The following is a 20,463-nucleotide window of genomic DNA, read 5'->3' as shown; positions in this document are numbered from 1 at the left end:
GCAACGCCATGACCCTCGGCTCCCGTATCGCCTGGGACGACACCGTCCTGCCATTCCAGCTCGACGCCTCGGACATCCGCGGCCGCATCGCCCGTCTCGACGGCGTGCTAGAGCGCGTGCTGCGTCAGCACGACTACCCGCCGGCGATCGAGGCGCTGGTGGCCGAGGTGGCGCTGCTGACGGCGATGATCGGGCAGACGATCAAGCTGCGGTGGAAGCTGTCACTGCAGGTGCGCGGCGACGGGCCGGCGCGGCTGATCGCGACGGACTACTACGCCCCGGCCGCCGAGGGCGAGCCGGGGCGCATCCGCGCCTGGGCGAGCTACGACGAGGAGCGGCTGGATCCGACCGGTCCGGGCTTTCCGCAGATCGGCAAGGGCTACTTCGCGATCCTGATCGACCAGGGCGCGGGAACGACGCCCTACCAGGGCATCACGCCGCTGTCCGGCGGGTCGCTGTCGGCCTGTGCCGAGACCTACTTCGCCCAGTCCGAGCAGCTGCCGACCCGGTTCGAGCTCGCCTTCGGCGAGGCCCGCTCTCCGGGCCAGGCCGAGGCGTGGCGCGCCGGCGGCGTGATGCTGCAGCACATGCCCAAGGCCTCGCCGCTGATGTCCGGCGGCGGGTCGGGCGAGGGCGGCCTGCTGGGCGCCTCCGACGTGCTGAGCGGCGAGGAGGGCGAGAACTGGTCGCGGGCCAACCTCCTCCTCGATACCGTCGACGCGCTGGAGCTGGTGGGGCCGACGGTGCAGCCCACCGAGCTGCTGGTGCGTCTGTTCCACGAGGAAGGGCCGCGCGTGTTCGATCCGCAGGCGGTGGAGTTCGGCTGCACCTGCTCGGCGGACAAGGTCCGGCAGAGCCTGTCGATCTACTCGGCCAAGGACATCGGCCACATGACGACCGACGACGGCATCGTCACCGCCGACTGCCAGTTCTGCGGAGCGCATTACGAGTTCGCGCCCGAGACGCTGGGGTTCGAGGCCGAGAACGGCGGCCTCGGCCCCGATGCCGACCAGTGACGACCAGCTGAGCCTCGTCCGGGCGGCCCTCGCGCTGCCCGGCGAGGACTCGTCGGACTTCGATCTGAACCCCGGCATCGCTGCGCCCGAAGGGCGGGCGCTGCGCTCCGCCGGGGTTCTGATGGCGCTGGCGGAGGGGTCGCAGGGCCTGGACGTCTACCTCACCAAGCGAGCCAACCACCTCAAGCACCATCCCGGCCAGATCGCCTTTCCCGGCGGCAAGCAGGAGCCGGGGGACGGTTCCGCCGTAGCCGCCGCGCTGCGCGAGGCGGAGGAGGAGATCGCCCTGCCGCGGGACGCGGTGGAGGTGCTTGGCACCCTGCCGCCGCACGAGACGGTGACCTCCTTCACCGTCACGCCCGTCGTTGGCCGGGTGATCCGCCCCTTCGACCCGCGGCCCGAAATCGGCGAGGTGGAGGAGGTGTTCCGCGTGCCGCTCTCCTTCCTCATGGACGCCGCGAACTACCGGATCGAGGGTCGGCGCTGGCAAGGCCGGCGGCGCCACTATTTTGCGGTGCCGTACGGGCCCTACTACATCTGGGGCGCGACGGCGCGGATGCTGCGGGGGCTGGCGGACAGGATGGCGCGATGCGGGTAGAGGCGGAGTGGCTGACCTCGCGCGGGGCGCTCGCGGTGATGCGGGCGCTGGTCGGCGCCGGGCACCAGGCGTTCTTCGTCGGCGGCTGCGTGCGCAACGCCGTCCTCGGCGCGGCGGCGACAGACGTCGATATCGCGACGGACGCGGTGCCCGAGCGGGTGATGGAGGTTGCAAAGGGCGCCGGGCTGAAGGCGGTGCCGACGGGAATCGAGCACGGCACGGTGACGGTCGTCGCGGACGGGCAGGGGTTCGAAGTCACGACCTTTCGCCGCGACGTCGAGACGGACGGGCGGCGGGCCGTGGTGGCGTTCTCCGGCTCGCTGGAGGAGGATGCGCGGCGGCGCGACTTCACGATGAACGCGCTGTATGCCGACGCGGACGGGCAGGTGACGGACCCGGTCGGCGGGCTCCCCGACCTCGCCGCGCGGCGGGTGCGGTTCATAGGCAATCCGCACGACCGGATCTGCGAGGATTACCTCCGCATCCTGCGCTTCTTCCGCTTCCACGCCTGGTACGCCGACCCGGAGGGCGGGATCGAGGCGGAGGCTTTTGCGGCGTGCGCCGAACTGGCCGAGGGGATCGAGACGCTCTCGCGCGAGAGGATCGGGGCGGAGATGCTGAAGCTGCTCGCCGCGCCGGACCCGGCCCCGGCGGTCGCGTCGATGGCGGCCTGCGGCGTTCTGCTGCGCGTCGCGCCCGGCGCCGGGGCGCTGACGCTGGCGCCGCTGGTGCATGTCGAATCGCGCCTCGGCCTGCCGCCGGACCCGATCGCCCGCCTCGCGGCGCTCGGCGGCGAGGATCTGCCGGACCGTCTGCGGCTGTCGAAGGCGGACGCCAGGCGTCTGGCGCGTCTGTCCGAGGCCGCCGCCTCGGGCGCCGGCGCGGCGGAGCTGGGCTATCGGCTGGGGGCCGAGGACGGACTGCGGGCGCTGGCGCTGGACCTCGCGATGCGGGGGGCCGAACCAGACCCTGTATCAGGCGAAACCGTGCAGAACGGCGCCGCGCGGACCTTCCCCGTTGCCGCCGCCGACCTGCCGCCCGACCTGCAGGGCGCGGCCATCGGCGCGCGTCTGGCGCAGCTGGAGCGGGCGTGGATCGACAGCGGCTTCACCCTGATCCGCGAGCGGCTTCTCGCCCTGCCGGATGAAGATGCGTGACAAGCGCAATCAACTCGTCTAGGGAAGTCGCGTGAACCTTGGAGGGCACACGATGGATCAGCTCAGGATCGCCTACCCGCGCGGCTGACCGCGCCGATCCTGCTGAAGGACGGCCGGCCCCCGCGCCCGCCGTCATCCGTCATGCCCAATCCCGCCATTTCCGGGGCCTCCAATGTTCCGCTTCTTCGAGACTCTCGTCGACCCGTACGTCCGTTATGACGAGGTAGACACGCCGCCCACGCAGCTGTGGCCGTTCCTCCGCCAGTACCTCGCGCCGTTCCGCGGCGTGTTCCTGGCCGCGATCCTGTTCAAGGCGGCGGTCGCGTTCGGCGACGTCGCCATCGTCTGGTACGTCGGCCGGCTGATCGACCTCCTGAACGGCGGCACGCCGGCCGAGGTGTGGGCGACCTACCGGGGAGAGTTCATCCTCGTCGCCGCGCTGATCCTGATCGTCCGGCCAATCGTGGCTGCCGTCGATGTCGGCCTGCTCAACAACTCCATCACGCCGAACCTCGGCACGCTGATCCGCTGGCGGTCGCACCGGCACGTGCTGCGCCAGCCGGTCGGCTGGTTCGAGAACGACTTCGCCGGTCGGCTGGCGAACCGGATCATGCAGACCCCGCCCGCAGCGGGCGAGGCGGTGTTCCAGGTGCTGGACGCCGTGACCTTCGCCGTCTCCACGCTGATCGGGGCGGTCGTGCTGCTGGGCGGGGCGGACCCCATCCTGCTGGTGCCGCTCGCGATCTGGACCGTGTGCTACGCCCTGCTGATGCGCTGGACCCTGCGGCGGGCCGGACCGGCCTCCACCGCCGCGTCCGAGGCGCGCTCTGTCATCACGGGCCGGGTGGTGGACAGCTACACCAACATCCACTCGGTCAAGATGTTCGCCCACCACGACCGCGAGATCGAGTATGCGCGCGAGGCGATCGAGACGGCGCGGCATGCTTTCTTCCGCGAGATGCGCATCCTGTTCCGGATGGACGTGACGCTGACCGCGCTGAACGGCGCGCTGATCGTCGGCTCCATCGGGCTGGCGCTGTGGCTGTGGTTCGTCGGCCAGACCACCATCGGCGCGGTGGCGGCGGCGTCGGCGCTGGTGCTGCGGCTGAACAACATGACCTACTGGATCATGTGGGCGGCCACGAACCTGGTGCAGAACCTCGGCGTGATCCGCGAGGGGATGATGACCATCGCGCAGCCGCTGTCCCTGACCGACGCGCCCGGCGCGCGGCCGCTGAAACTGACCCAGGGGCGGATCGACGTGCGCGGGCTGACCCATCGCTACGGCCTGGACCATGGCGGGATCGAGGGGATCGAGCTGTCCGTGAAGGCGGGCGAGAAGCTGGGCATCGTCGGCCCGTCCGGCGCGGGGAAATCGACCCTCGTCAAGCTGCTCCTGCGGTTCTACGCGCCCGAGGCGGGCCGGATCGAGATCGACGGCACCGACATCGCCAGCGTCACGCAGGACAGCCTGCGGCAGGCGATGGGGATGGTGCAGCAGGACACGGCGCTGCTGCATCGCTCGGTCCGCGAGAACATTCTCTACGGCCGCCCCGACGCGACCGAGGCCGAGGTGATCGCCGCCGCGCAACGGGCCGAGGCGCACGACTTCGTCCTGCAGCTGGAGGACAGCGACGGCAACCGGGGCTACGACGCCCGCGTCGGCGAGCGCGGGGTCAAGCTGTCGGGCGGCCAGCGGCAGCGGGTCGCGCTGGCGCGGGTGATCCTCAAGGACGCGCCGATCCTGATCCTCGACGAGGCGACGAGCGCGCTCGATTCCGAGGTCGAGGCGGCGATCCAGGACACACTCTACCGGATGATGGAGGGCAAGACGGTGATCGCCATCGCGCACCGGCTGTCCACCATCGCCCGGATGGACCGGATCGTGGTGATGGAAGCGGGGCGGATCGTCGAGGACGGCAGCCATGACGCGCTGCTGCAGCGCGGCGGCCTCTATGCCCGCCTCTGGGCGCGGCAGTCGGGCGGGTTCCTCGGCGACGACACGGCCGAAGCGGCGGAGTGACCGACATGCTGAAGCGACTGAACGACAGGCTCTACGCCTGGATCGAGGCCCGCGTCGATCCGTTCGCCGACGTGCCCCGCACGCCCCCGAAGAAGAGCGCGATGGCGTTCCTGATGGAGCATCTGCGGCCGTTCCGGACGATCCTGATCCTCGCCGCCCTCGTCGGCACCGTCGTGGCGGCGCTGGAGCTGGGGCTGATCTGGTACGCCGGGCGCATCGTGGACCTGATGGCGGCCGGGCCGGAGACGTTCTGGGCCGACCACGGCGGCGAGCTGGTGCTGGCCGGCGTCCTCCTCCTCCTGCTGCGGCCGATCGCGGTGGGACTGAACGGGGCGATCCTGTTCTCGGGCATCTCGACCAACATGCTGCCGCAGTCGCGGTGGCGGTCGCACCGCCTGCTGCTGGCGCAGCCGGTCGGATTCTTCCAGTCCGATTTCGCCGGGCGGCTGGCGAACCGGGTGATGAACACCGGCGTCGCGGTAGAGGACACGTCCTTCATCCTCTTCGAGGGGTTCTGGCAGGCCATCGCCTTCGCCGCCGTGACGCTGATCCTGCTGGCGGGTCTCGACTGGCGGCTGGCACTGCCCCTCGCCCTGTGGATCGCGGCCTTCGTCTGGTTCGCGCTGTGGCTCGCGCCGCGGGCGGGCAAGCTGGGCGAGAAGTTCAGCCACTCCAACTCGATGGTCACGGGCCGCGTGGTCGATGCCTACACCAACATCGAGACGGTGAAGCTGTTCGCCCATGCCGAGCGGGAAGAGGCCTTCGCGCGTTCCGGCATGGTCCGGATGCGGCTGCGCTTCGGCGCGCTGATGCGGCTGTTCGGCGAGATGCAGGGCGCACTGGCGGCGTTCAACTCCGCCGCGCTGCTGGCGGTCGTCGCTCCCGCGCTGTGGCTGTGGTCCGCCGGCACGATCACCATCGGCGAGGTGGCGGCGGCTGTGGCGATGGCGCTGCGGCTGAACACGATGACCGTGTTCATCATGTGGATGACGGTGCGTCTGTTCGAGCATATCGGCACAATGCGCGAGGGGCTGGAGAGCATCGCGGTGCCGCTGACGGTGACCGACAAACCGGGCGCGCCGGCGCTGAAGGTGGACAAGGGCTCGATCCGCATCCGCGGGCTGACCCACCACTACGGGCGCGGCTGGGGCGGGCTCGACGGCATCGACCTCGACATCGCGCCGGGCGAGCGTGTGGGCCTCGTCGGGCCGTCCGGGGCGGGCAAGTCGTCGCTCGTCAACCTGCTGCTGCGGTTCCGCGACGCCGAGGCGGGCAGAATCGAGATCGACGGGCAGGACATCGCGACCGTCCGGCAGTCGAGCCTGCGGCAGGCGATCGGCATGGTGACGCAGGATTCGAGCCTGCTTCACCGCTCGGTCCGCGCCAACCTCCTCTACGGCCGGCCCGACGCGACCGAGGCGGAGATGATCGCGGCCGCCGAGAAGGCGGAAGCGCTCGACTTCATCCGCACGCTGGAGGACCCCAAGGGGCGCACCGGCTTCGACGCCCATGTGGGCGAGCGGGGGGTGAAGCTGTCGGGCGGTCAGCGGCAGCGGATCGCCCTCGCTCGCGTGATCCTGAAGGACGCGCCGATCCTGATCCTAGACGAGGCGACGAGCGCCCTAGATAGCGAGGTCGAGGCCGCCATCCAGGAGACGCTGTACGAGATGATGGAAGGCAAGACCGTCATCGCCATCGCGCACCGCCTGTCCACCATCGCGCACATGGACCGGATCGTGGTCATGCGCGCCGGGCGGATCATCGAGGACGGGCCGCACGACGCGCTGCTGGCCGAGGATGGCCTGTATGCGCGGCTGTGGCGGCGCCAGTCGGGCGGCTTCCTGGCGAAGGAGGCGGCCGAGTGAGCGAGGTCGCCGATCCGCAGCGCACGGGATTGAAGCGGCTGGCCGGGCTGATCCCGGCCTTCGCGTCAACGGACCGCGCGCCGCCGGGCCAGCTGTGGGCGTTCTTCGCCTGGGCGCTGGCGGGGTCGGGGCGGGGGCTCTTCGTCGCCGGCATCGTGTCGGCCATCGCGGGCACGGCCGAGGTGATCTCGGCCTTCTTCCTCGGCCTCGTGATCGACAGCGCCCTCAGTAGCGGCCCTGATAGAATGCTGGCCGAGAACGGCTGGCTGTTCCTCGGCATCGCGGTCTTCCTCATCGCGATCCGGCCGCTGACCTTCGGCCTGTCCTCGGCGATCCAGTCCCTCGCGCTGCAGCCGAACCTGACGACGCTGGTCCTGTCGCGGCTGCACCGCTGGACGCTGGGGCAGGCGGTCACGTTCTTCGACAACGACTTCGCCGGGCGGATCGCGCAGAAGCAGATGCAGGTCAGCCGCGCGATCACCGAGGTGGCGACCGAGACGATCAACACGGTCGTCTTCGCGCTCGCCTCCATCGTCGCGACGGCGGTCCTCGTCCTGTCGGTCGATCCGGTGGCGGCCGGGCTGCTCACGGTGTGGATGGTCGGCTACGTCCTGTTCATCCGGTTCTTCATCCCGCGCGTGCGGGTCCGGGCCGAGGCGCGGGCGTCGGCGCGGGCGGTGGTGACGGGGCAGGTGGTCGACACGATCACCAACATGCGGACCGTCAAGCTGTTCGCCCACGCCGACCACGAGGACGAGGCCGCCATCGGCGCGATGCGCGGCTACCGCGAGCGGACGCTGGACTTCGGCACCGTCGCGACCGGCTTCCGGCTGTTCCTGTCGGTGATCGCGGGCATCCTGCCGGTGATCCTCGTCGGCTCCACCCTGTGGATGTGGAGCAACGGGCAGGCCAGCGCGGGCGACATCGCGGCCACCGGCACCGTGGCGCTGCGGATCGCCCAGATGACCGGCTGGGTCAGCTTCACGCTGATGGGCATCTACGCCAACGTCGGCGAGGTCGAGGACGGGATGCGCACGCTGTCGCCCGCCTGGACGCTGACCGACAGGGCGGACGCGGTGGAGCTGACGGACGCCGCCGGTATCCGGTTCGACCATGTCAGCTTCAGCTACGGCCGGCACGAGGGCGGGATCGAGGATGTCGACCTGACGATCGCCCCCGGCGAGAAGGTCGGCGTCGTCGGCGCCAGCGGCGCGGGCAAGTCGACGCTCGTGTCGCTGCTGCTGCGGCTCTACGACGTGGAGAAAGGGCGCATTCTCGTCGGATCGCAGGACGTGCGCGACGTCACGCAGGAGAGTCTGCGGCGGCAGATCGCGATGGTCACGCAGGAGACGGCGATGTTCAACCGCTCGGCCCGCGACAACATCCGCTACGGCCGGCCGGACGCGACGGACGCCGAGGTCGAGGCCGCGGCGGAGCGGGCCGAGGCGCACGACTTCATCCTGTCGCTGAAGGACCACAAGGGGCGCACCGGCTATGACGCGCATCTGGGCGAGCGGGGGGTGAAGCTGTCGGGTGGCCAGCGGCAGCGGGTCGCGCTGGCGCGGGCGTTCCTCAAGGACGCGCCGATCCTGGTGCTGGACGAGGCGACCTCCGCCCTCGACAGCGAGGTCGAGGCGTCGATCCAGCGCGCGCTCGAGGGCGCGATGGAGGGCAAGACGGTGATCGCCATCGCGCACCGCCTGTCGACGCTGGCGCGGATGGACCGGATCATCGTGCTCGAGGACGGGCGCATCGTGGAGCAGGGGACGCACGAGGACCTGCTCGCCTCTGGCGGCGTCTATGCCCGCTACTGGAACCGGCAGTCGGGCGGGTTCATCCCGGCCGCCAGCGCGGCGGAGTAGCCCTCACCACAGGCCCGTCGCCTCGGCCAGCAGGCGCAGCGACAGGATGCCGAGAAGGCCGAGGACGATCCGGTCGAACGCCGCGCGCGACACGTGCCGCGCCATCCAGGCGCCCACCGGCATCGCCCCGAACAGCGGGATCATCGCCAACAGCCCCAGCAGCGCGACATGCGGCGTCAGCAGGCCGTAGGCGCTGAGCAGCGGGATCTGCACCAGGCACATCGCCATGAAGAAGAGCGAGATGGTGCCGATGAACTCCTCCCGGTCCAGCCGCATGGCGTTGAGGAAGGTGATCGAGGCGGGGGCCGAGATGCCGGCCGCCCCCTGCAGCACACCGCCCAGCAGCCCCGCGGGCACGGCGAGCCGGCGGCCGGTCTCGCGCGGGAGCGTCCAGTCCGGACGCGCGATGCGAAAGCCGATGTAGAGCAGGACTGCGAGGGCGACGGCGCCGATCAGCAGGCCGGAGGGCAGGTTCACCAGCATCACGGTCCCGACGCCGGCGCCGACGAGGCCGCTGGCCGCGAACAGCAGGGCGAGGCGGCGGTCGGTGACGGCGGCGCGGTAGGTCCAGCCCTGCCACGCGTTCGAGCAGAAGTTGGGGATGACGAACAGCGCCACCGCGAACTGCACGTCATAGAACAGCGCCAGCACCGGCACCGCCACGACCGGCGCCCCCGCGCCTGTCGCGCCCTTCAACAGGCCGCCCGCGATCATCGCGGCGACCACCGCCGGCAAGGCCGTCCAGTCGATCAAGGTTCGTCTCCGTTCCGGGTCCGCCGGCACCTTTGCCCCATCCGCCCGGCAAGTGCCACGCGCCGGGACCACCGGTATCGCCAATCCGTGCCATTGCGCCCACGATTGACAGCGGCGCCCGCCCGGGGGACAGGCGGGCCATGCTCGTCCGTTCCCTCACCCGGCAGGCCCTCGGGCGCTGCGACGACGGCACGCTGGTGCCGCGTGTCCTGCCGGGCGAGGACGTCGCTCTGGCCGAAGATGTCGTGCGGATCGTCACGCCTTCGCCCGACCGCGTCGCGCCGCCCTGCCGGCACTACCGCACCTGCGGCGGCTGCGCACTGCAGCATGCCTCCGACGCGTTCGTCGCCGACTGGAAGCGCGAGGTCGTGGTGCGGGCGCTGGCGGCGCGGGGGATCGAGGCGGAGGTCGGCGCGACCCTGACCTCGCCGCCCGATTCGCGGCGGCGGGCGCGGTTCGCCGGGCGGCGGACGAAGTCCGGCGCGATGGTCGGCTTCCACGCCCGCGGCTCTGACACCGTGATCGACACGCCGGACTGCCGCCTCGTGCTGCCGCAGATCGTCGCCGTGCGCCCGGCGCTGGAGGCGCTCGCGCGCCTCGCCGCCTCCCGCCGCGGCGAGGCGGGCCTGACGGTGACGTGGAGCGAGGGGGGCGCCGACATCCTCGTCGAAACGGAGAGGGCGCTGGACGACACCCTGCGCTCGGACCTCGGCGCGCTGGCCGAAGCGCACGACCTCGCGCGGCTGACCTGGGGCGACGAGCCGGTGGCCCAGCGCCGCCCGCCGGCGCAGCGGATGGGCCCCGCCCTCGTGGTGCCGCCGCCGGGTGCGTTCCTGCAGGCCACGCGCGAAGGCGAGGTGGCGCTGGTGGCCGAGGTGCTGGACGCGACGAAGGGCGCGCGCCGGGTCGCCGACCTGTTCGCCGGGTGCGGGACCTTCACGCTGCCGCTGGCGGAGGCGGCCGAGGTGCACGCGGTGGAGGGCGCCGCGCCGATGCTGGCCGCGCTCGACCGCGGCTGGCGCGAGGCGCCGGGCCCGAAGCGCGTGACCACCGAGGCGCGGGACCTGTTCCGCCGTCCCCTGTTGCGGGACGAGCTCGGGGCCTTCGACGCCGTCGTCCTCGACCCGCCCCGCGCCGGGGCCGAGGCGCAGGTGGCCGAGATCGCGGCCGCCCGGGTACCGCACGTCGCGATGGTCTCGTGCAACCCCGTCACCTTCGCGCGCGATGCCGAACAGCTGGTCGCGGCAGGCTACGCCTTGGGCCGGGTGCAGGTCATCGACCAGTTCCGCTGGTCCGACCATGTGGAAATCGCGACACGCTTCACGATCCAGTGACGGATAACCGGCTATGCCGGAGGCGCGATTTTCGCTATCGAGTCGCACCAACGAGGGAACGCACCGAGGCAGTGCAATAACATGAACATCTCGCGCAGGGCGCTCGTCGCCGGCGGCCTTCTGGGTCTCGCCGGCTGCAGCAGTGGCAGCAAGTTTCTGGAGTATAACGGGCCGACCGTGACCAGCCTGATCGCGCTGAAATCCCAGCGCCAGCTTCTGCTGTTCAACGGCCAGACCGCGCTCAAGGCGCTGCGGTTCGAGCTGGGCTTCGCGCCCGTCGGCCACAAGCAGGTCAAGGGTGACGGCAAGACGCCCGAGGGGCAGTACTGGATCGACCGGCGCAACCCGAACTCGGCCTATCACCTGTCGATCGGCATCTCGTACCCCAACGATCGTGACCGCGCCCGCGCCCACGAGATGGGCCGCGATCCGGGCGGCGACATCTTCATCCACGGCACCCCGACCGAAATGGTGGGCAAGCGCGACTGGACCGCCGGCTGCGTCGCCATCCAGAACGACGAAATCGAGGAAGTCTACGCGATGGTGAACGACGGGACGCCGATCTTCCTGTACGCCTGACCGCCCGACGACGGGTCGGGAGCGTCCGCTCCCGATCGCCCTCAGCTGCCGATCACCATCGTCCACCAGATCTTGCCCGCCGGCTCCTGGAACCACGACACGCCGAGCCTCCGGGCGGTCGGGTCGAGCACGACGTCCCGGGTCAGCGGGTTTTCCATCCAAGCCGCCAGCGTCTCGAGTTCGGTCTCGTAGGTCTCGGCGATCGCCTCGCCCACGAGGCCGCCCTGGTAGCCCACGCGCCGAATCCGGTCGAGCGCGGAGGACCCGTCCGAGCCGAAGTTCCACGGCCGGTTCTGCCGCGCCATGTCCTGGCTGTGGGTCGCCGCGGCCGCGGTCAACTGCGCGTCCAGCGACAGCGGAGACCGGCCCGCGGCCTGGCGCAGCGTGTTGACGCCGTCCAGAACGCGGTACGGAATCTGCTGCTCGTCCTCGGGGGTGATCCGGTAAACCTGCCGCACCGGCAGACCGTCCGCGCCGATGCGCCCGGCGGGCGCGCCACAGGCCGCAAGGATCGAAAGGGCAGAAAGGCCGGCCAGAAGCTCGCGTCGCCGCATCGTCGTCACCTCGTGAAAACCGCGCCCTCCATAGCGCCGGCCTTGCGGCACTTCAAACACGGAACGGCGGCGATGCGCCGACATGACGCGGGTTTGAATTGCGCGCGCGGGGGGCGCATCCTACCAGACGGCAATCCCGATCCTCCCCCTACATCCGGAGCGTCCTTTCATGGCCCCATCCGACCCCTCCCGCCTCAACCGGCGTCTCTTCCTCGCCGCCGGCGCCGCCACGCTCGCCGCGCCTGCGATCGCGCAGCAGGCCAATTCGACCGAGTTCGAATCGGACCTCGACGCGGTCCAGCGCAACGTCTCCGGCTTCCGGATGCTGAACTGGCGCGACCATTTCGACACCCTGCAGGGCGGCGTGATCCTCGTCGACATCACCTGCCGCGCGCTGCACTACTGGTCCGAGGACGAGAGCATCTACCGCCTCTACCCGACCTCCGTCCCGCTGACCGAGGAGCTGACCCGCCGGGGCCGCACCGAGGTGACGCAGAAGGTCGTCGCGCCGCCGTGGCGTCCGACCCCGTCGATGCGCGAGCGCAATCCCGAATGGCCGGAATTCGTCGAGGGCGGCGATCCGATGAACCCGCTCGGCCCCTACGCCCTGTACCTGTCGTGGCAGTACTACCGGATCCACGGCACCCACGACACGCGCAAGATCGGCCGCCGCTCGTCCAACGGCTGCATCGGCCTCTACAACGAGCACATCACCGAACTGTTCGGCTTTGCCAACGTCGGCACGCAGGTGCAGCTGATCTGACGGGGCTGCCTGGCGGATCGACCCGCCGATGGCCTGCAGGAGCGGGCCAATCGCTCGGCCCGATTGCTGCGACCGCAGCCATTGCCGGATCGACCGACTCCGGTCCAGGTCGATCTGATCGTTGCTCGTGACGGCGGTTGGAGGGTCGGGGCGGCACCTTTCGGACCGCCCCGCCCGTTCGTCAGCTCTCGAAGAAGCCGAAGTCTGCCTTGGTGAGCGCGGTGATGCCAAGCAACGTCGCGATCAGAACCGGGTCCTGGTTGGTGTCGATGATCCCGTCGCCATCCGTGTCGATCCCCTTGCCGTCGGCATCGAACCATAGCCGCGAGTCGTCGGTCTCGAATACGAAGGTCGGGCCTGTCGCGGTCGAGATCCCCGTCGTGTTGTTCTGAAGCTTGAACGTAATCTCGTCCACGCCGAAGGCGGTCTCCAGTACGGCGAGCTTGTCCGTCCCCCGGGTGAAGTCGGTGAACGTGTCGTGCGGCCAGTACGTCTCGAACGCCAAGGCATTGTGCTCCAGCACGAACAGGTCCGCACCGGCGCCACCCGTGACCTCGTCGGCGCCGCCGCCCCCGATCAGGATGTCGTCGCCGCCGCGCCCGTCGAGACGGTCGTCGCTCCCGCTGCCGTCCAGCGCGTTCGCTCCGCCGTTGCCGAACAGCTGGTCGTCGTGCAGCGAGCCGATGATGCGCTCGATCGAGTTCAGGCGGTCGCCCACGGCAGAACCGGCGTTCTTCGACTGGTTCGACAGGTCGATCACGACCGAGGCATCGGCATCGATGTAGTTCGCGGTGTCGTAACCGCTCCCGCCTTCGACCCGGTCGCCCAGGTAGTCCTCGTCCCGCAGGTACGCGCCCATGTAGAACAGGTCGTTCCCGCTGTCCCCGAACAGGGAATCCGCACCGGTGCCGTCGTGGAAAACGTCGTCCCCCGCACCGCCGTACATTGTGTCGGTGCTGCCGGGTGCGCCGTACTCGTCGTAGTCCTCGAACGTATCGTCGCCGTCGCCGCCGTACAGCGTGTCGCGGCCCGGCCCGCCCTCGAGCCAGTCCGACCCGCCGAGACCCCGCAGGACGTCGTTGCCCAGGCCACCGTAGAGCCGATCTTCCAGGCTAGCGCCCGTCACGTTGTCCTGACCGGCCCCACCGTGGAAGACGAGCCGTTCGATCTCGCCGACGCGGGTTCCATTGGCCAGCGTCACGATCGTCTGGCCCTGCGTCGACAGGTCGTAGGTCACGCCGGTCGCGTAGTGGGCATGGCTGGGGGCGAGCCAGTCGAAGTTCAGCTGGGCGAGGTCGATCGTCCCGACATGGGTGCCGCCCGCGACGTAGTCGCCGACGCCGGCCCACATCTCGTCGCTCCCCGCGCCGCCGAACAGGCTGTCCACCGACACCTCCTTGTCCTCGCCGAGGAAGCCCTCGGAGAAGAGCCGGTCGTCGCCGTTCTCGCCGTACACCTTGTCGGCGCCAGTGCCGCCCATCAGGGTGTCGTTGCCGCCGTCGCCGTCGACAAGGTCGTTACCTTCCTCGCCGTACATCGCGTCGTTGCCGTCGCCGCCGTACAGCGAATCCTTGCCGGCGCCGCCGGTGGCATAGTCGTTCCCGAGGCCGCCGTAGATCCTGTCGTTGCCCTCGACCCCGGTCTCGCTCCAGTCGTAGTAGCCGGTGTCGTCGCCATACAGCTCGTCGTCGCCCGAACCGCCGAAGATGGTGTCGTTGCCGTACGCCCCGTACAGGGCGTCGAAGCCCGCGTTCCCGGTCAGCCGGTCGTCGCCCTTGCCGCCCATCAGCGTGTCGTCGTGCTTCCAGCCGGTAATGACGTCGGCAAAGTCGGTTCCGCGCACGTGGAACTGCTCGATCCCGGACACGACGATGTTCCCGGGCAGAGTGATGACGGACTTGTAGTCCTGCTGGGTGACGATCAGCGCCGCGTCGGCAAGCTTGTAGTCGAGCCGGAGCTGGTCGGTTCCGGCGCCGCCGTAGACCCGGTCGTTGGTCATCTGGGCGAAGGTCCCGAGCTCGAAGACATCGTCCCCGTTGCCGCCGTCCATCAGGTCGCCGCCCGAGCCGCCATAGAACCGGTCGGAGCCGTCGCCGCCGTACAGCGAGTCGGCCCTGTCGCCGCTGACGTCGCCGTACCAGCCCGCACCCCAGAGCCGGTCGGCCCCGGCCCCGCCGAAGATGGTGTCCGACCCGGCGCCGCCGACGAGTTCGTCGTCGCCGTAATCGCCGCGGATGGTGTCGTTGCCCGCGCCGCCGTCGACGAAGTCGTTGCCGTACCCGCCGTCGATCGAATCGTTCCCGCCGTAGCCATAGGCCGTGTCGTTGCCGCCCAGCAGCCTGATGACATCAGCGGAGCCGGTCCCGTAGATGAAATCGCGATCATCCCAGGCCCAGCTATCCTTCCCGATGAAGGTAGCCATTTGATTTTTCCCGAAAAACCGGCCCCTTGGCCGGCGATGGCGCTCTATCCTCCACCTGCGTCATTCTGTCCAGATCTATTGTTGACCGGCGGATCAACAACAGGGTCGGGTTTTCCTTACCGCAGGTCGGACGACCGCGCCGCGCTCAGTCCAGCCAGCCGCGCAGGTTGTCCCGGATCACGCCCGACAACGCCTCGATGTGGGCCGGGTCGTCGTTCAGGCACGGAATGTAGGTGAAGTCCTCGCCGCCCGCATGGAGGAAGCTCTCGCGGATTTCCTCGTTGATCTCCTCCAGCGTCTCGATGCAGTCGGCCGAGAAGGCCGGCGCGCAGACGGCGATGCGGCGCAGGCCGTCCTTTGCGAGGCGGGCGACCTCCTCGACGGTGTAGGGCTTCAGCCATTCCTCGGGGCCGAAGCGGCTCTGGAACGTGGTGCCGATCTCGGCGTCGGTCCAGCCGAGCCGCTCCTTCAGCAGGCGCGTCGTCTTGCGGCACTGGCAATGGTAGGGGTCGCCCTGGTGCAGGTACCGCTCGGGCAGGCCGTGGTAGGAGCAGATCAGCTTCTGAGGCTTGCGCTCCGTCGCCGCATAGGCGCGCTCCACCGACTGCGCGAGCGCGTCGATGTAGTCGGGGCGGTCGTAGTAGGGCGGCACGACGCGCGCGGTCGGCTGCCACGTCTCGTCCATCAGCGCGCGGAAGAACTGGTCGTTCGCGGTGGCCGAGGTGGCGCCGGCATAGTGCGGATAGAGCGGGAAGAAGAGGATGCGGTCGCAGCCCTGCTCGACCATGGCGCGCACCTTCGACGCTGTTGAAGGGTTGCCGTAGCGCATGCAGAAGTCGACGACGACCGCGTCGCCGTGCTGCGCCTTCAGGCGCTCGGCCAGGGCGGCGGTCTGCTCGCGGGTGATCGTCATCAGGGGCGACTCGTTGCGCTCCTCGTTCCAGATGGAGCGGTAGGCGCGGCCCGAGGTGAAGGGACGCTTCGACAGGATCACCAGCTGCAGCAGCGGCTGCCACTTCCAGCGCGGGTAGTCGATGACGCGGCGGTCCGACAGGAACTCGCTGAGGTAGCGCCGTATGGAGCGGTAGTCGGTACCGTCGGGCGTGCCGAGGTTGGCGAGGAGGATGCCGATGCGGCGGCGGGGCAGGGCAGGGTGGTCGGCCGGGGCGTGGCTCGGGCGCTGGGCAACGGTCTCGTCGCGCATGGCAGTCAGGCTCCTCTGATCCGGGTGGGAGGTATCAGGCCAGGCCGTCCCGTCAATTCCTGCGCTCAATGGTCGCGCGGCAGCTTTGTCTCCGGCACCCGCAGCGCGTCGGCCAGGCTGTGCCGGGCGGAGCCGGGGCGAAGCGGCTGTGGCTGGTCCGGGGCGGGGGCCCAGCCGGTGAGGGTGACGATCTCGTACCGCGCCGTAACGCGACCGTCCGCAGTGCCGAACGCCTCGGCATAGCGGCGCGCGGCGTCCAGCAGGACGGTGCGGCGGGTGGGTCGTCTTAGTCTCTGATCCAGCGCGTTCGTCTCGCCCATCGCGCGCAGGTCGCGCATCAGCGCGAAAGGATCGGCGTAGCTCACCTCCACCACCTGTGCGTCCGCCACCGGCAGGGCGAGGCCCGCCCGCTGCAGGAGGGCGCCGAGGGCGCGGATCTCGCCCATCGGCGCGACGCGGGGGGAGAGGCCGCCGGTGACGGAAGCCTCCGCCTCGGCCAGTGCGGCGCGCAGGCCCGACAGCGTCTCGCCGCCGAACAGGGTCGCGATCAGCAGGCCGTCGGGGCGCAGGGCGCGGCGGCACTGGATCAGCTGGCCGACGGGATCGTTGCTCCAGTGCAGGCAGAGGGCGTGGACGATCAGGTCGTGGCCGTGTTCGGCGAGGTCGAGGACGTCGTCGTCGGGGAGGATCGTCGCGGCGGGCAGGGCGCCGCGCCAGACATCGGGCCACGGCGTCACCACGACCGGCGACGTGAACGTCCTGTTAACCTCTTCCAGCCTCTCCTGCACCTCGTCCGCGACCCGTTCGTGCAGGAACAGCGCGGGGCCGGAGGCCGCGGCGCGGGATCGGTGCCGGGCCAGGGCGGCGCGGTCGAACAGGGGGGCGGGCGTCGTCATCCCGCCGGAGATAGGGGGACCGGGTGTCGTTGCAAAGCGTTCTCGCCGCGATCTACCCGCCGGCCTGCGTCCACTGCGGGACGGCGACGGAGGCCGACTTCGCCCTGTGCGGCCCGTGCTGGCGGGACGCCTGGTTCATCGGCGGCACCGCCTGCACCGCCTGCGGCGCGCCGCTTCAGGGGGAGCCGGAGGAGGGCGGCGCGGCGTGCGACGACTGCCTTGCGACGGCGCGGCCCTGGTCGCGCGGCGTCGCGGTGATGGAGTACCGCGACGCCGGGCGGGCGCTGATCCTGCGACTCAAGCACGGCGACGGGGTGGAGCTGGCGCGGACTTTGGGGGCGTGGATGGCGCGGGCGGCTGCTGCGGTCCTGCCTGACGAGGCCCTCATCGTCCCGGTTCCGCTGCACTGGACCCGCCTCTGGCGGCGCCGCTACAACCAGGCCGCCCTGCTCGCCCGCCGGATCGGGGCCGAGACCGGACGCGAGGTCGCGGTCGACGCGCTGGTCCGCTCGCGCCGGACGCTGGCCCTCGACGGCCATTCCCGCGAGGCGCGGTTCCGGGCGCTGGACGGCGCCATCGCTCCGCACCCTCGCCGGGGCATGGCGCTGCGGGGGCGGCCCGTCCTTCTGGTGGACGACGTGATGACCTCCGGCGCGACCCTCGCCGCGGCGACGGACGCCGCCCTGGCGGCGGGCGCGGCGGCCGTGAACGTCCTCGTACTGGCGAGAGCGACCCGCGGACCCTAGATTCCCCTCGAATCACGGACATCCGCGGAGGCCCCGATGGCTCAGGTCGAAATCTACTCCTCTCCCTTCTGCGGCTTCTGCCACGCCGCCAAGCGCCTGCTGACCCAGAAGGGCGTCGACTTCGCCGAGGTGAACGTCATCGAAGAGCCGGAGCGCCGCTCCGAGATGGTGCAGCGCGCCAACGGCCGGACGACGGTGCCGCAGATCTTCATCGCCGGCGAACATGTGGGCGGCTGCGACGACCTCTACGCGCTCGAGCGGGACGGACGGCTGGACCCGCTGCTCGCGGCGTGAGGGCCGCCCTCCTGCAGCTGACGTCCGGCGACGACCCGGCGGCGAACCTGCCGCCGCTTCTGGCGATGGTGGACTCGGCGGTCGCGGGCGGTGCCGGGTTCGTGCTGACGCCGGAAGTGACGAACTGCGTCTCCGGCAGCCGGCCTCGGCAGGTGGAGGTTCTGCGGGGAGAGGACGAGGATCCGACCCTCGCCGCGCTGCGCGAGGCGGCGGCGCGGCACGGCATCTGGCTCTCCGTCGGCTCGCTGGCGCTGAAGACGGACGACCCGGACGGGCGCTTCGCCAACCGGTCGTTCCTGATCGGCCCGGACGGCGGGATCGCGGCCCGCTACGACAAGATCCACATGTTCGACGTCAACGTGTCCGAAACCGAGACCTATCGCGAATCGGCGGGCTACCGACCCGGCGGCGAGGCGGTCGTGGCCGACACGCCGTTCGGCCGCGTCGGCCTCACCGTCTGCTACGACGTGCGGTTCCCGCATCTCTACCGGGCGCTGGCGCAGGCGGGGGCCGGGATCCTGCTGGTTCCCGCCGCCTTCTCGCCCGTGACCGGAGCGGCCCACTGGGAGCCGCTGCTGCGCGCCCGTGCCATCGAGTGCGGCGCCTGGGTGCTGGCGGCGGCGCAGACGGGAACGCATCCGACCAGCACCGACCGGGTGCGGCGCACCCATGGCCACAGCCTCGCCGTCTCGCCCTGGGGCGAGGTGGTCGCGGACGGCGGGACGGAGCCGGGGATCGCTTACGTCGATCTCGACCCTTCGGCGGTGGCCGATGCCCGGCGGCGCGTGCCTTCGCTGAGCCACGACCGGCCGTGGGACGGACCCTGAGGTGGCGGGACAGAGCGACGGGCTGGCGGTATCGCTGTTCAGCGAGATCCTGACGATCGACCAGCTCGCCCGCAATACGCTCGCCAGGGCGCTGCCCAAGGGGATGGAGCTGAGCCAGTTCTCGGTCCTCAACCATCTCGCCCATACCGGGGCCGAACGGACGCCGGCGCAGCTGGCGCGGGCGTTCCACCTGACGCGCGGGGCGATGACGAACACGCTGTCGCGGCTGGAGTGGGCAGGATGGGTGCATGTCCGCCCCGACTGGGACGACGCCAGGCGCAAGCTGGTGTCGATCAGCCGGCCGGGGCTGGAGGCGCGCAACGCCGCGATTGAGTCGATCCAGCCGATGATCGCCGAGGTGGTGGAGCAGATCGGGCCGGAGCGGGTGAGGCAGATCCTGCCGGTGCTGCGCGAGATGCGGGTCCAACTGGGGGAGAGCGAGTAAGGAAAGTGCGGGCGCGCGGGCAGAGATGGGTTGGAACCCACCTACGGGTGCACTGGGGCTAACGGGGAATGCCCGCCCCGGCCCCGAGCCGGGGCCTCGCGGAGGCATGGGCACGCTCCAGCGGATCCAGGTCCCGGGTCAGGCCCGGGACGGGTGGTTCTGTGGGGCTGGCGTGCCCGCCCCGCCGCGGCGCGCGGGACCGGTCCGGAAGTCCCGCCCCGGCCCCCCGCGGAGGCCTCGAAGGGACCGGGCGGGTGCCTTGGGGATCGAGGTCCCGGGTCGGGCCCGGGACGGCCGGTCACAGGAGCGGCCGGCCTGTCGGTTCCGCAGTAGGCCGCCTACGCCTCCGGCTTCACCGCGGCGGTCACGTAGTTCACCGACAGGTCGCGGTCCGACAGGCTCCACGTCCATTGGACAGGATTGAAGACCATGCCCGTGCGGTCCACCGGGGTCAGCCCGGCGCTGCGCAGCAGGGCGGACAGCTCGTCCGGCGTGATGAACTTCTGCCAGTCGTGGGTGCCCTTGGGCAACCAGCGCATGACCCATTCGGCCCCGACGATCCCCATGACGAAGCTCTTGGCGTTGCGGTTCAGGGTCGAGCAGATGTGCAGGCCTCCCGGTCGCAGCAGGGCCGAACAGGCGGCGAGGTAGGCGGGGGGGTCGGCGACGTGCTCCACCACTTCCATGTTCAGCACCACGTCGAAGCGCTCGCCCGTCGCGGCCAGCGCCTCGGCCGTGCCGACGCGGTAGTCGATGGCCAGGCCGGACTGCGCGGCGTGGATTTCGGCCACGGGGATGTTGCGCGGGGCCGCGTCGACGCCGACGACCTCGGCTCCGAGGCGCGCCATCGGCTCGCACAGCAGGCCGCCGCCGCAGCCGATGTCGAGAAGGCGGAGCCCCTCGAACGGGAGGCGCGACGACAGGTCGCGGGCGAAGTGCCCGGCGATCTGCGCGGTGATGTAGTCCAGCCGGCAGGGGTTCAGCATGTGCAGCGGCTTGAACTTCCCCGAGGGATCCCACCATTCGGCCGCCATCGCCTCGAACTTGGCGATCTCGGCGTCGTCGACCGTGCCGCCGCGCGGGTTCGTTTCCGACATCGTCACAACCTTCCGTGCTCCCCTGTGG

The 20,463-nt window shown here is 70.8% G+C and carries 19 protein-coding genes; 13 read left to right on the top strand and 6 right to left on the bottom strand.

Annotated elements, in window-relative coordinates; translation table 11 throughout:
- Window positions 1-8 precede the first annotated feature (8 nt).
- The 6 genes from hslO to A37W_RS0118425 all read left to right on the top strand — a co-directional run bounded on the left by hslO (window position 9) and on the right by A37W_RS0118425 (window position 8,521).
- A complete protein-coding gene (hslO, locus tag A37W_RS0118450) occupies window positions 9-1,016 on the top strand; it encodes an Hsp33 family molecular chaperone HslO (RefSeq protein WP_018304532.1) in 1,008 nt (335 codons plus the stop codon).
- Window positions 1,003-1,614 carry a CoA pyrophosphatase gene (locus tag A37W_RS0118445; RefSeq protein ID WP_018304531.1) on the top strand — a complete coding sequence of 204 codons (612 nt, stop codon included), beginning with the start codon at window positions 1,003-1,005 and terminating at the stop codon, window positions 1,612-1,614. Before hslO ends, A37W_RS0118445 begins: the two co-directional genes overlap by 14 nt.
- Entirely contained in the window at window positions 1,605-2,771 is a 1,167-nt protein-coding gene (locus A37W_RS0118440) for a CCA tRNA nucleotidyltransferase (RefSeq protein ID WP_018304530.1), read from the top strand. The genes A37W_RS0118445 and A37W_RS0118440 overlap by 10 nt, the downstream gene beginning before the upstream one ends.
- A gap of 172 nt (window positions 2,772-2,943) precedes the next feature.
- Window positions 2,944-4,794: an ABC transporter ATP-binding protein gene (locus A37W_RS0118435; RefSeq protein WP_018304529.1), complete on the top strand. Its 1,851-nt coding sequence runs from the start codon at window positions 2,944-2,946 to the stop codon at window positions 4,792-4,794.
- Between the two features lie 5 nt (window positions 4,795-4,799).
- The gene (locus tag A37W_RS0118430) at window positions 4,800-6,659 is read left to right on the top strand and encodes an ABC transporter ATP-binding protein (RefSeq protein WP_018304528.1); all 1,860 of its coding nucleotides are present in this window, start codon (window positions 4,800-4,802) and stop codon (window positions 6,657-6,659) included.
- Window positions 6,656-8,521 (top strand): ABC transporter ATP-binding protein, encoded by a 1,866-nt coding sequence (locus tag A37W_RS0118425; RefSeq protein ID WP_018304527.1) that lies wholly within the window; start codon window positions 6,656-6,658, stop codon window positions 8,519-8,521. The genes A37W_RS0118430 and A37W_RS0118425 overlap by 4 nt, the downstream gene beginning before the upstream one ends.
- A 3-nt stretch (window positions 8,522-8,524) precedes the next feature.
- Here the strand turns inward: A37W_RS0118425 and A37W_RS0118420 are convergent, their stop codons facing one another.
- On the bottom strand, window positions 8,525-9,274 hold the full coding sequence (locus A37W_RS0118420) for a sulfite exporter TauE/SafE family protein (protein ID WP_018304526.1): 750 nt from the start codon (window positions 9,272-9,274) through the stop codon (window positions 8,525-8,527).
- 140 nt (window positions 9,275-9,414) lie between these two features.
- On the opposite strand from A37W_RS0118420, the gene A37W_RS0118415 reads away from it, so the two are divergent.
- Complete coding sequence (locus tag A37W_RS0118415; protein WP_018304525.1) at window positions 9,415-10,608, top strand: class I SAM-dependent RNA methyltransferase; 1,194 nt, start codon at window positions 9,415-9,417, stop codon at window positions 10,606-10,608.
- 81 nt (window positions 10,609-10,689) lie between these two features.
- Window positions 10,690-11,187 carry a L,D-transpeptidase family protein gene (locus A37W_RS0118410; protein ID WP_018304524.1) on the top strand — a complete coding sequence of 166 codons (498 nt, stop codon included), beginning with the start codon at window positions 10,690-10,692 and terminating at the stop codon, window positions 11,185-11,187.
- Between the two features lie 41 nt (window positions 11,188-11,228).
- Here the strand turns inward: A37W_RS0118410 and dalA are convergent, their stop codons facing one another.
- Window positions 11,229-11,741: a divisome-associated lipoprotein DalA gene (gene dalA, locus A37W_RS0118405; protein WP_018304523.1), complete on the bottom strand. Its 513-nt coding sequence runs from the start codon at window positions 11,739-11,741 to the stop codon at window positions 11,229-11,231.
- Window positions 11,742-11,910: 169 nt separating this feature from the next.
- On the opposite strand from dalA, the gene A37W_RS0118400 reads away from it, so the two are divergent.
- The gene (locus tag A37W_RS0118400; RefSeq protein WP_018304522.1) at window positions 11,911-12,504 is read left to right on the top strand and encodes a L,D-transpeptidase; all 594 of its coding nucleotides are present in this window, start codon (window positions 11,911-11,913) and stop codon (window positions 12,502-12,504) included.
- Between the two features lie 181 nt (window positions 12,505-12,685).
- Here the strand turns inward: A37W_RS0118400 and A37W_RS24600 are convergent, their stop codons facing one another.
- The 3 genes from A37W_RS24600 to A37W_RS0118385 form a co-directional block, all read right to left on the bottom strand.
- A complete protein-coding gene (locus A37W_RS24600; RefSeq protein WP_018304521.1) occupies window positions 12,686-14,926 on the bottom strand; it encodes a calcium-binding protein in 2,241 nt (746 codons plus the stop codon).
- Between the two features lie 145 nt (window positions 14,927-15,071).
- On the bottom strand, window positions 15,072-16,130 hold the full coding sequence (gene hemH / locus A37W_RS0118390; RefSeq protein ID WP_018304520.1) for a ferrochelatase: 1,059 nt from the start codon (window positions 16,128-16,130) through the stop codon (window positions 15,072-15,074).
- Window positions 16,131-16,195: 65 nt separating this feature from the next.
- Window positions 16,196-17,026 (bottom strand): methyltransferase domain-containing protein, encoded by an 831-nt coding sequence (locus tag A37W_RS0118385; RefSeq protein ID WP_018304519.1) that lies wholly within the window; start codon window positions 17,024-17,026, stop codon window positions 16,196-16,198.
- Window positions 17,027-17,049: 23 nt separating this feature from the next.
- Between A37W_RS0118385 and A37W_RS0118380 the strand changes: the two genes are divergently transcribed.
- Genes A37W_RS0118380 through A37W_RS0118365 form a run of 4 tightly spaced genes read left to right on the top strand, consistent with a single transcriptional unit; the run spans window position 17,050 to window position 19,338 of the window.
- A complete protein-coding gene (locus tag A37W_RS0118380) occupies window positions 17,050-17,772 on the top strand; it encodes a ComF family protein (RefSeq protein WP_026198599.1) in 723 nt (240 codons plus the stop codon).
- 36 nt (window positions 17,773-17,808) lie between these two features.
- A complete protein-coding gene (grxC, locus tag A37W_RS0118375) occupies window positions 17,809-18,066 on the top strand; it encodes a glutaredoxin 3 (RefSeq protein ID WP_018304517.1) in 258 nt (85 codons plus the stop codon).
- Window positions 18,063-18,893 carry a carbon-nitrogen hydrolase family protein gene (locus A37W_RS0118370; protein ID WP_018304516.1) on the top strand — a complete coding sequence of 277 codons (831 nt, stop codon included), beginning with the start codon at window positions 18,063-18,065 and terminating at the stop codon, window positions 18,891-18,893. Before grxC ends, A37W_RS0118370 begins: the two co-directional genes overlap by 4 nt.
- A 1-nt stretch (window position 18,894) precedes the next feature.
- Window positions 18,895-19,338: a MarR family winged helix-turn-helix transcriptional regulator gene (locus A37W_RS0118365; protein ID WP_018304515.1), complete on the top strand. Its 444-nt coding sequence runs from the start codon at window positions 18,895-18,897 to the stop codon at window positions 19,336-19,338.
- Between the two features lie 338 nt (window positions 19,339-19,676).
- On the opposite strand, the gene ubiG is transcribed toward A37W_RS0118365, so the two are convergent.
- Window positions 19,677-20,435 (bottom strand): bifunctional 2-polyprenyl-6-hydroxyphenol methylase/3-demethylubiquinol 3-O-methyltransferase UbiG, encoded by a 759-nt coding sequence (gene ubiG, locus A37W_RS0118360; protein WP_026198598.1) that lies wholly within the window; start codon window positions 20,433-20,435, stop codon window positions 19,677-19,679.
- Between the last annotated feature and the right edge of the window lie 28 nt (window positions 20,436-20,463).

It is taken from the genome of Wenxinia marina DSM 24838, assembly GCF_000379485.1.
Classification (GTDB): Bacteria; Pseudomonadota; Alphaproteobacteria; order Rhodobacterales; family Rhodobacteraceae; genus Wenxinia; species Wenxinia marina.
The sequence above is the reverse complement of the archived record's forward strand: the minus strand, read 5'-3'. Positions and strand labels throughout refer to the sequence as shown.

Coding starts and splice junctions, on each gene's coding strand:
- hslO (WP_018304532.1), top strand. CDS start 9: ATGACCCTCGGCTCCCGTATCGCCTGGGACGACACCGTCCTGCCATTC.
- A37W_RS0118445 (WP_018304531.1), top strand. CDS start 1,003: ATGCCGACCAGTGACGACCAGCTGAGCCTCGTCCGGGCGGCCCTCGCG.
- A37W_RS0118440 (WP_018304530.1), top strand. CDS start 1,605: ATGCGGGTAGAGGCGGAGTGGCTGACCTCGCGCGGGGCGCTCGCGGTG.
- A37W_RS0118435 (WP_018304529.1), top strand. CDS start 2,944: ATGTTCCGCTTCTTCGAGACTCTCGTCGACCCGTACGTCCGTTATGAC.
- A37W_RS0118430 (WP_018304528.1), top strand. CDS start 4,800: ATGCTGAAGCGACTGAACGACAGGCTCTACGCCTGGATCGAGGCCCGC.
- A37W_RS0118415 (WP_018304525.1), top strand. CDS start 9,415: ATGCTCGTCCGTTCCCTCACCCGGCAGGCCCTCGGGCGCTGCGACGAC.
- A37W_RS0118410 (WP_018304524.1), top strand. CDS start 10,690: ATGAACATCTCGCGCAGGGCGCTCGTCGCCGGCGGCCTTCTGGGTCTC.
- dalA (WP_018304523.1), bottom strand. CDS start 11,741: ATGCGGCGACGCGAGCTTCTGGCCGGCCTTTCTGCCCTTTCGATCCTT.
- A37W_RS0118400 (WP_018304522.1), top strand. CDS start 11,911: ATGGCCCCATCCGACCCCTCCCGCCTCAACCGGCGTCTCTTCCTCGCC.
- A37W_RS24600 (WP_018304521.1), bottom strand. CDS start 14,926: ATGGCTACCTTCATCGGGAAGGATAGCTGGGCCTGGGATGATCGCGAT.
- hemH (WP_018304520.1), bottom strand. CDS start 16,130: ATGCGCGACGAGACCGTTGCCCAGCGCCCGAGCCACGCCCCGGCCGAC.
- A37W_RS0118385 (WP_018304519.1), bottom strand. CDS start 17,026: ATGACGACGCCCGCCCCCCTGTTCGACCGCGCCGCCCTGGCCCGGCAC.
- grxC (WP_018304517.1), top strand. CDS start 17,809: ATGGCTCAGGTCGAAATCTACTCCTCTCCCTTCTGCGGCTTCTGCCAC.
- ubiG (WP_026198598.1), bottom strand. CDS start 20,435: ATGTCGGAAACGAACCCGCGCGGCGGCACGGTCGACGACGCCGAGATC.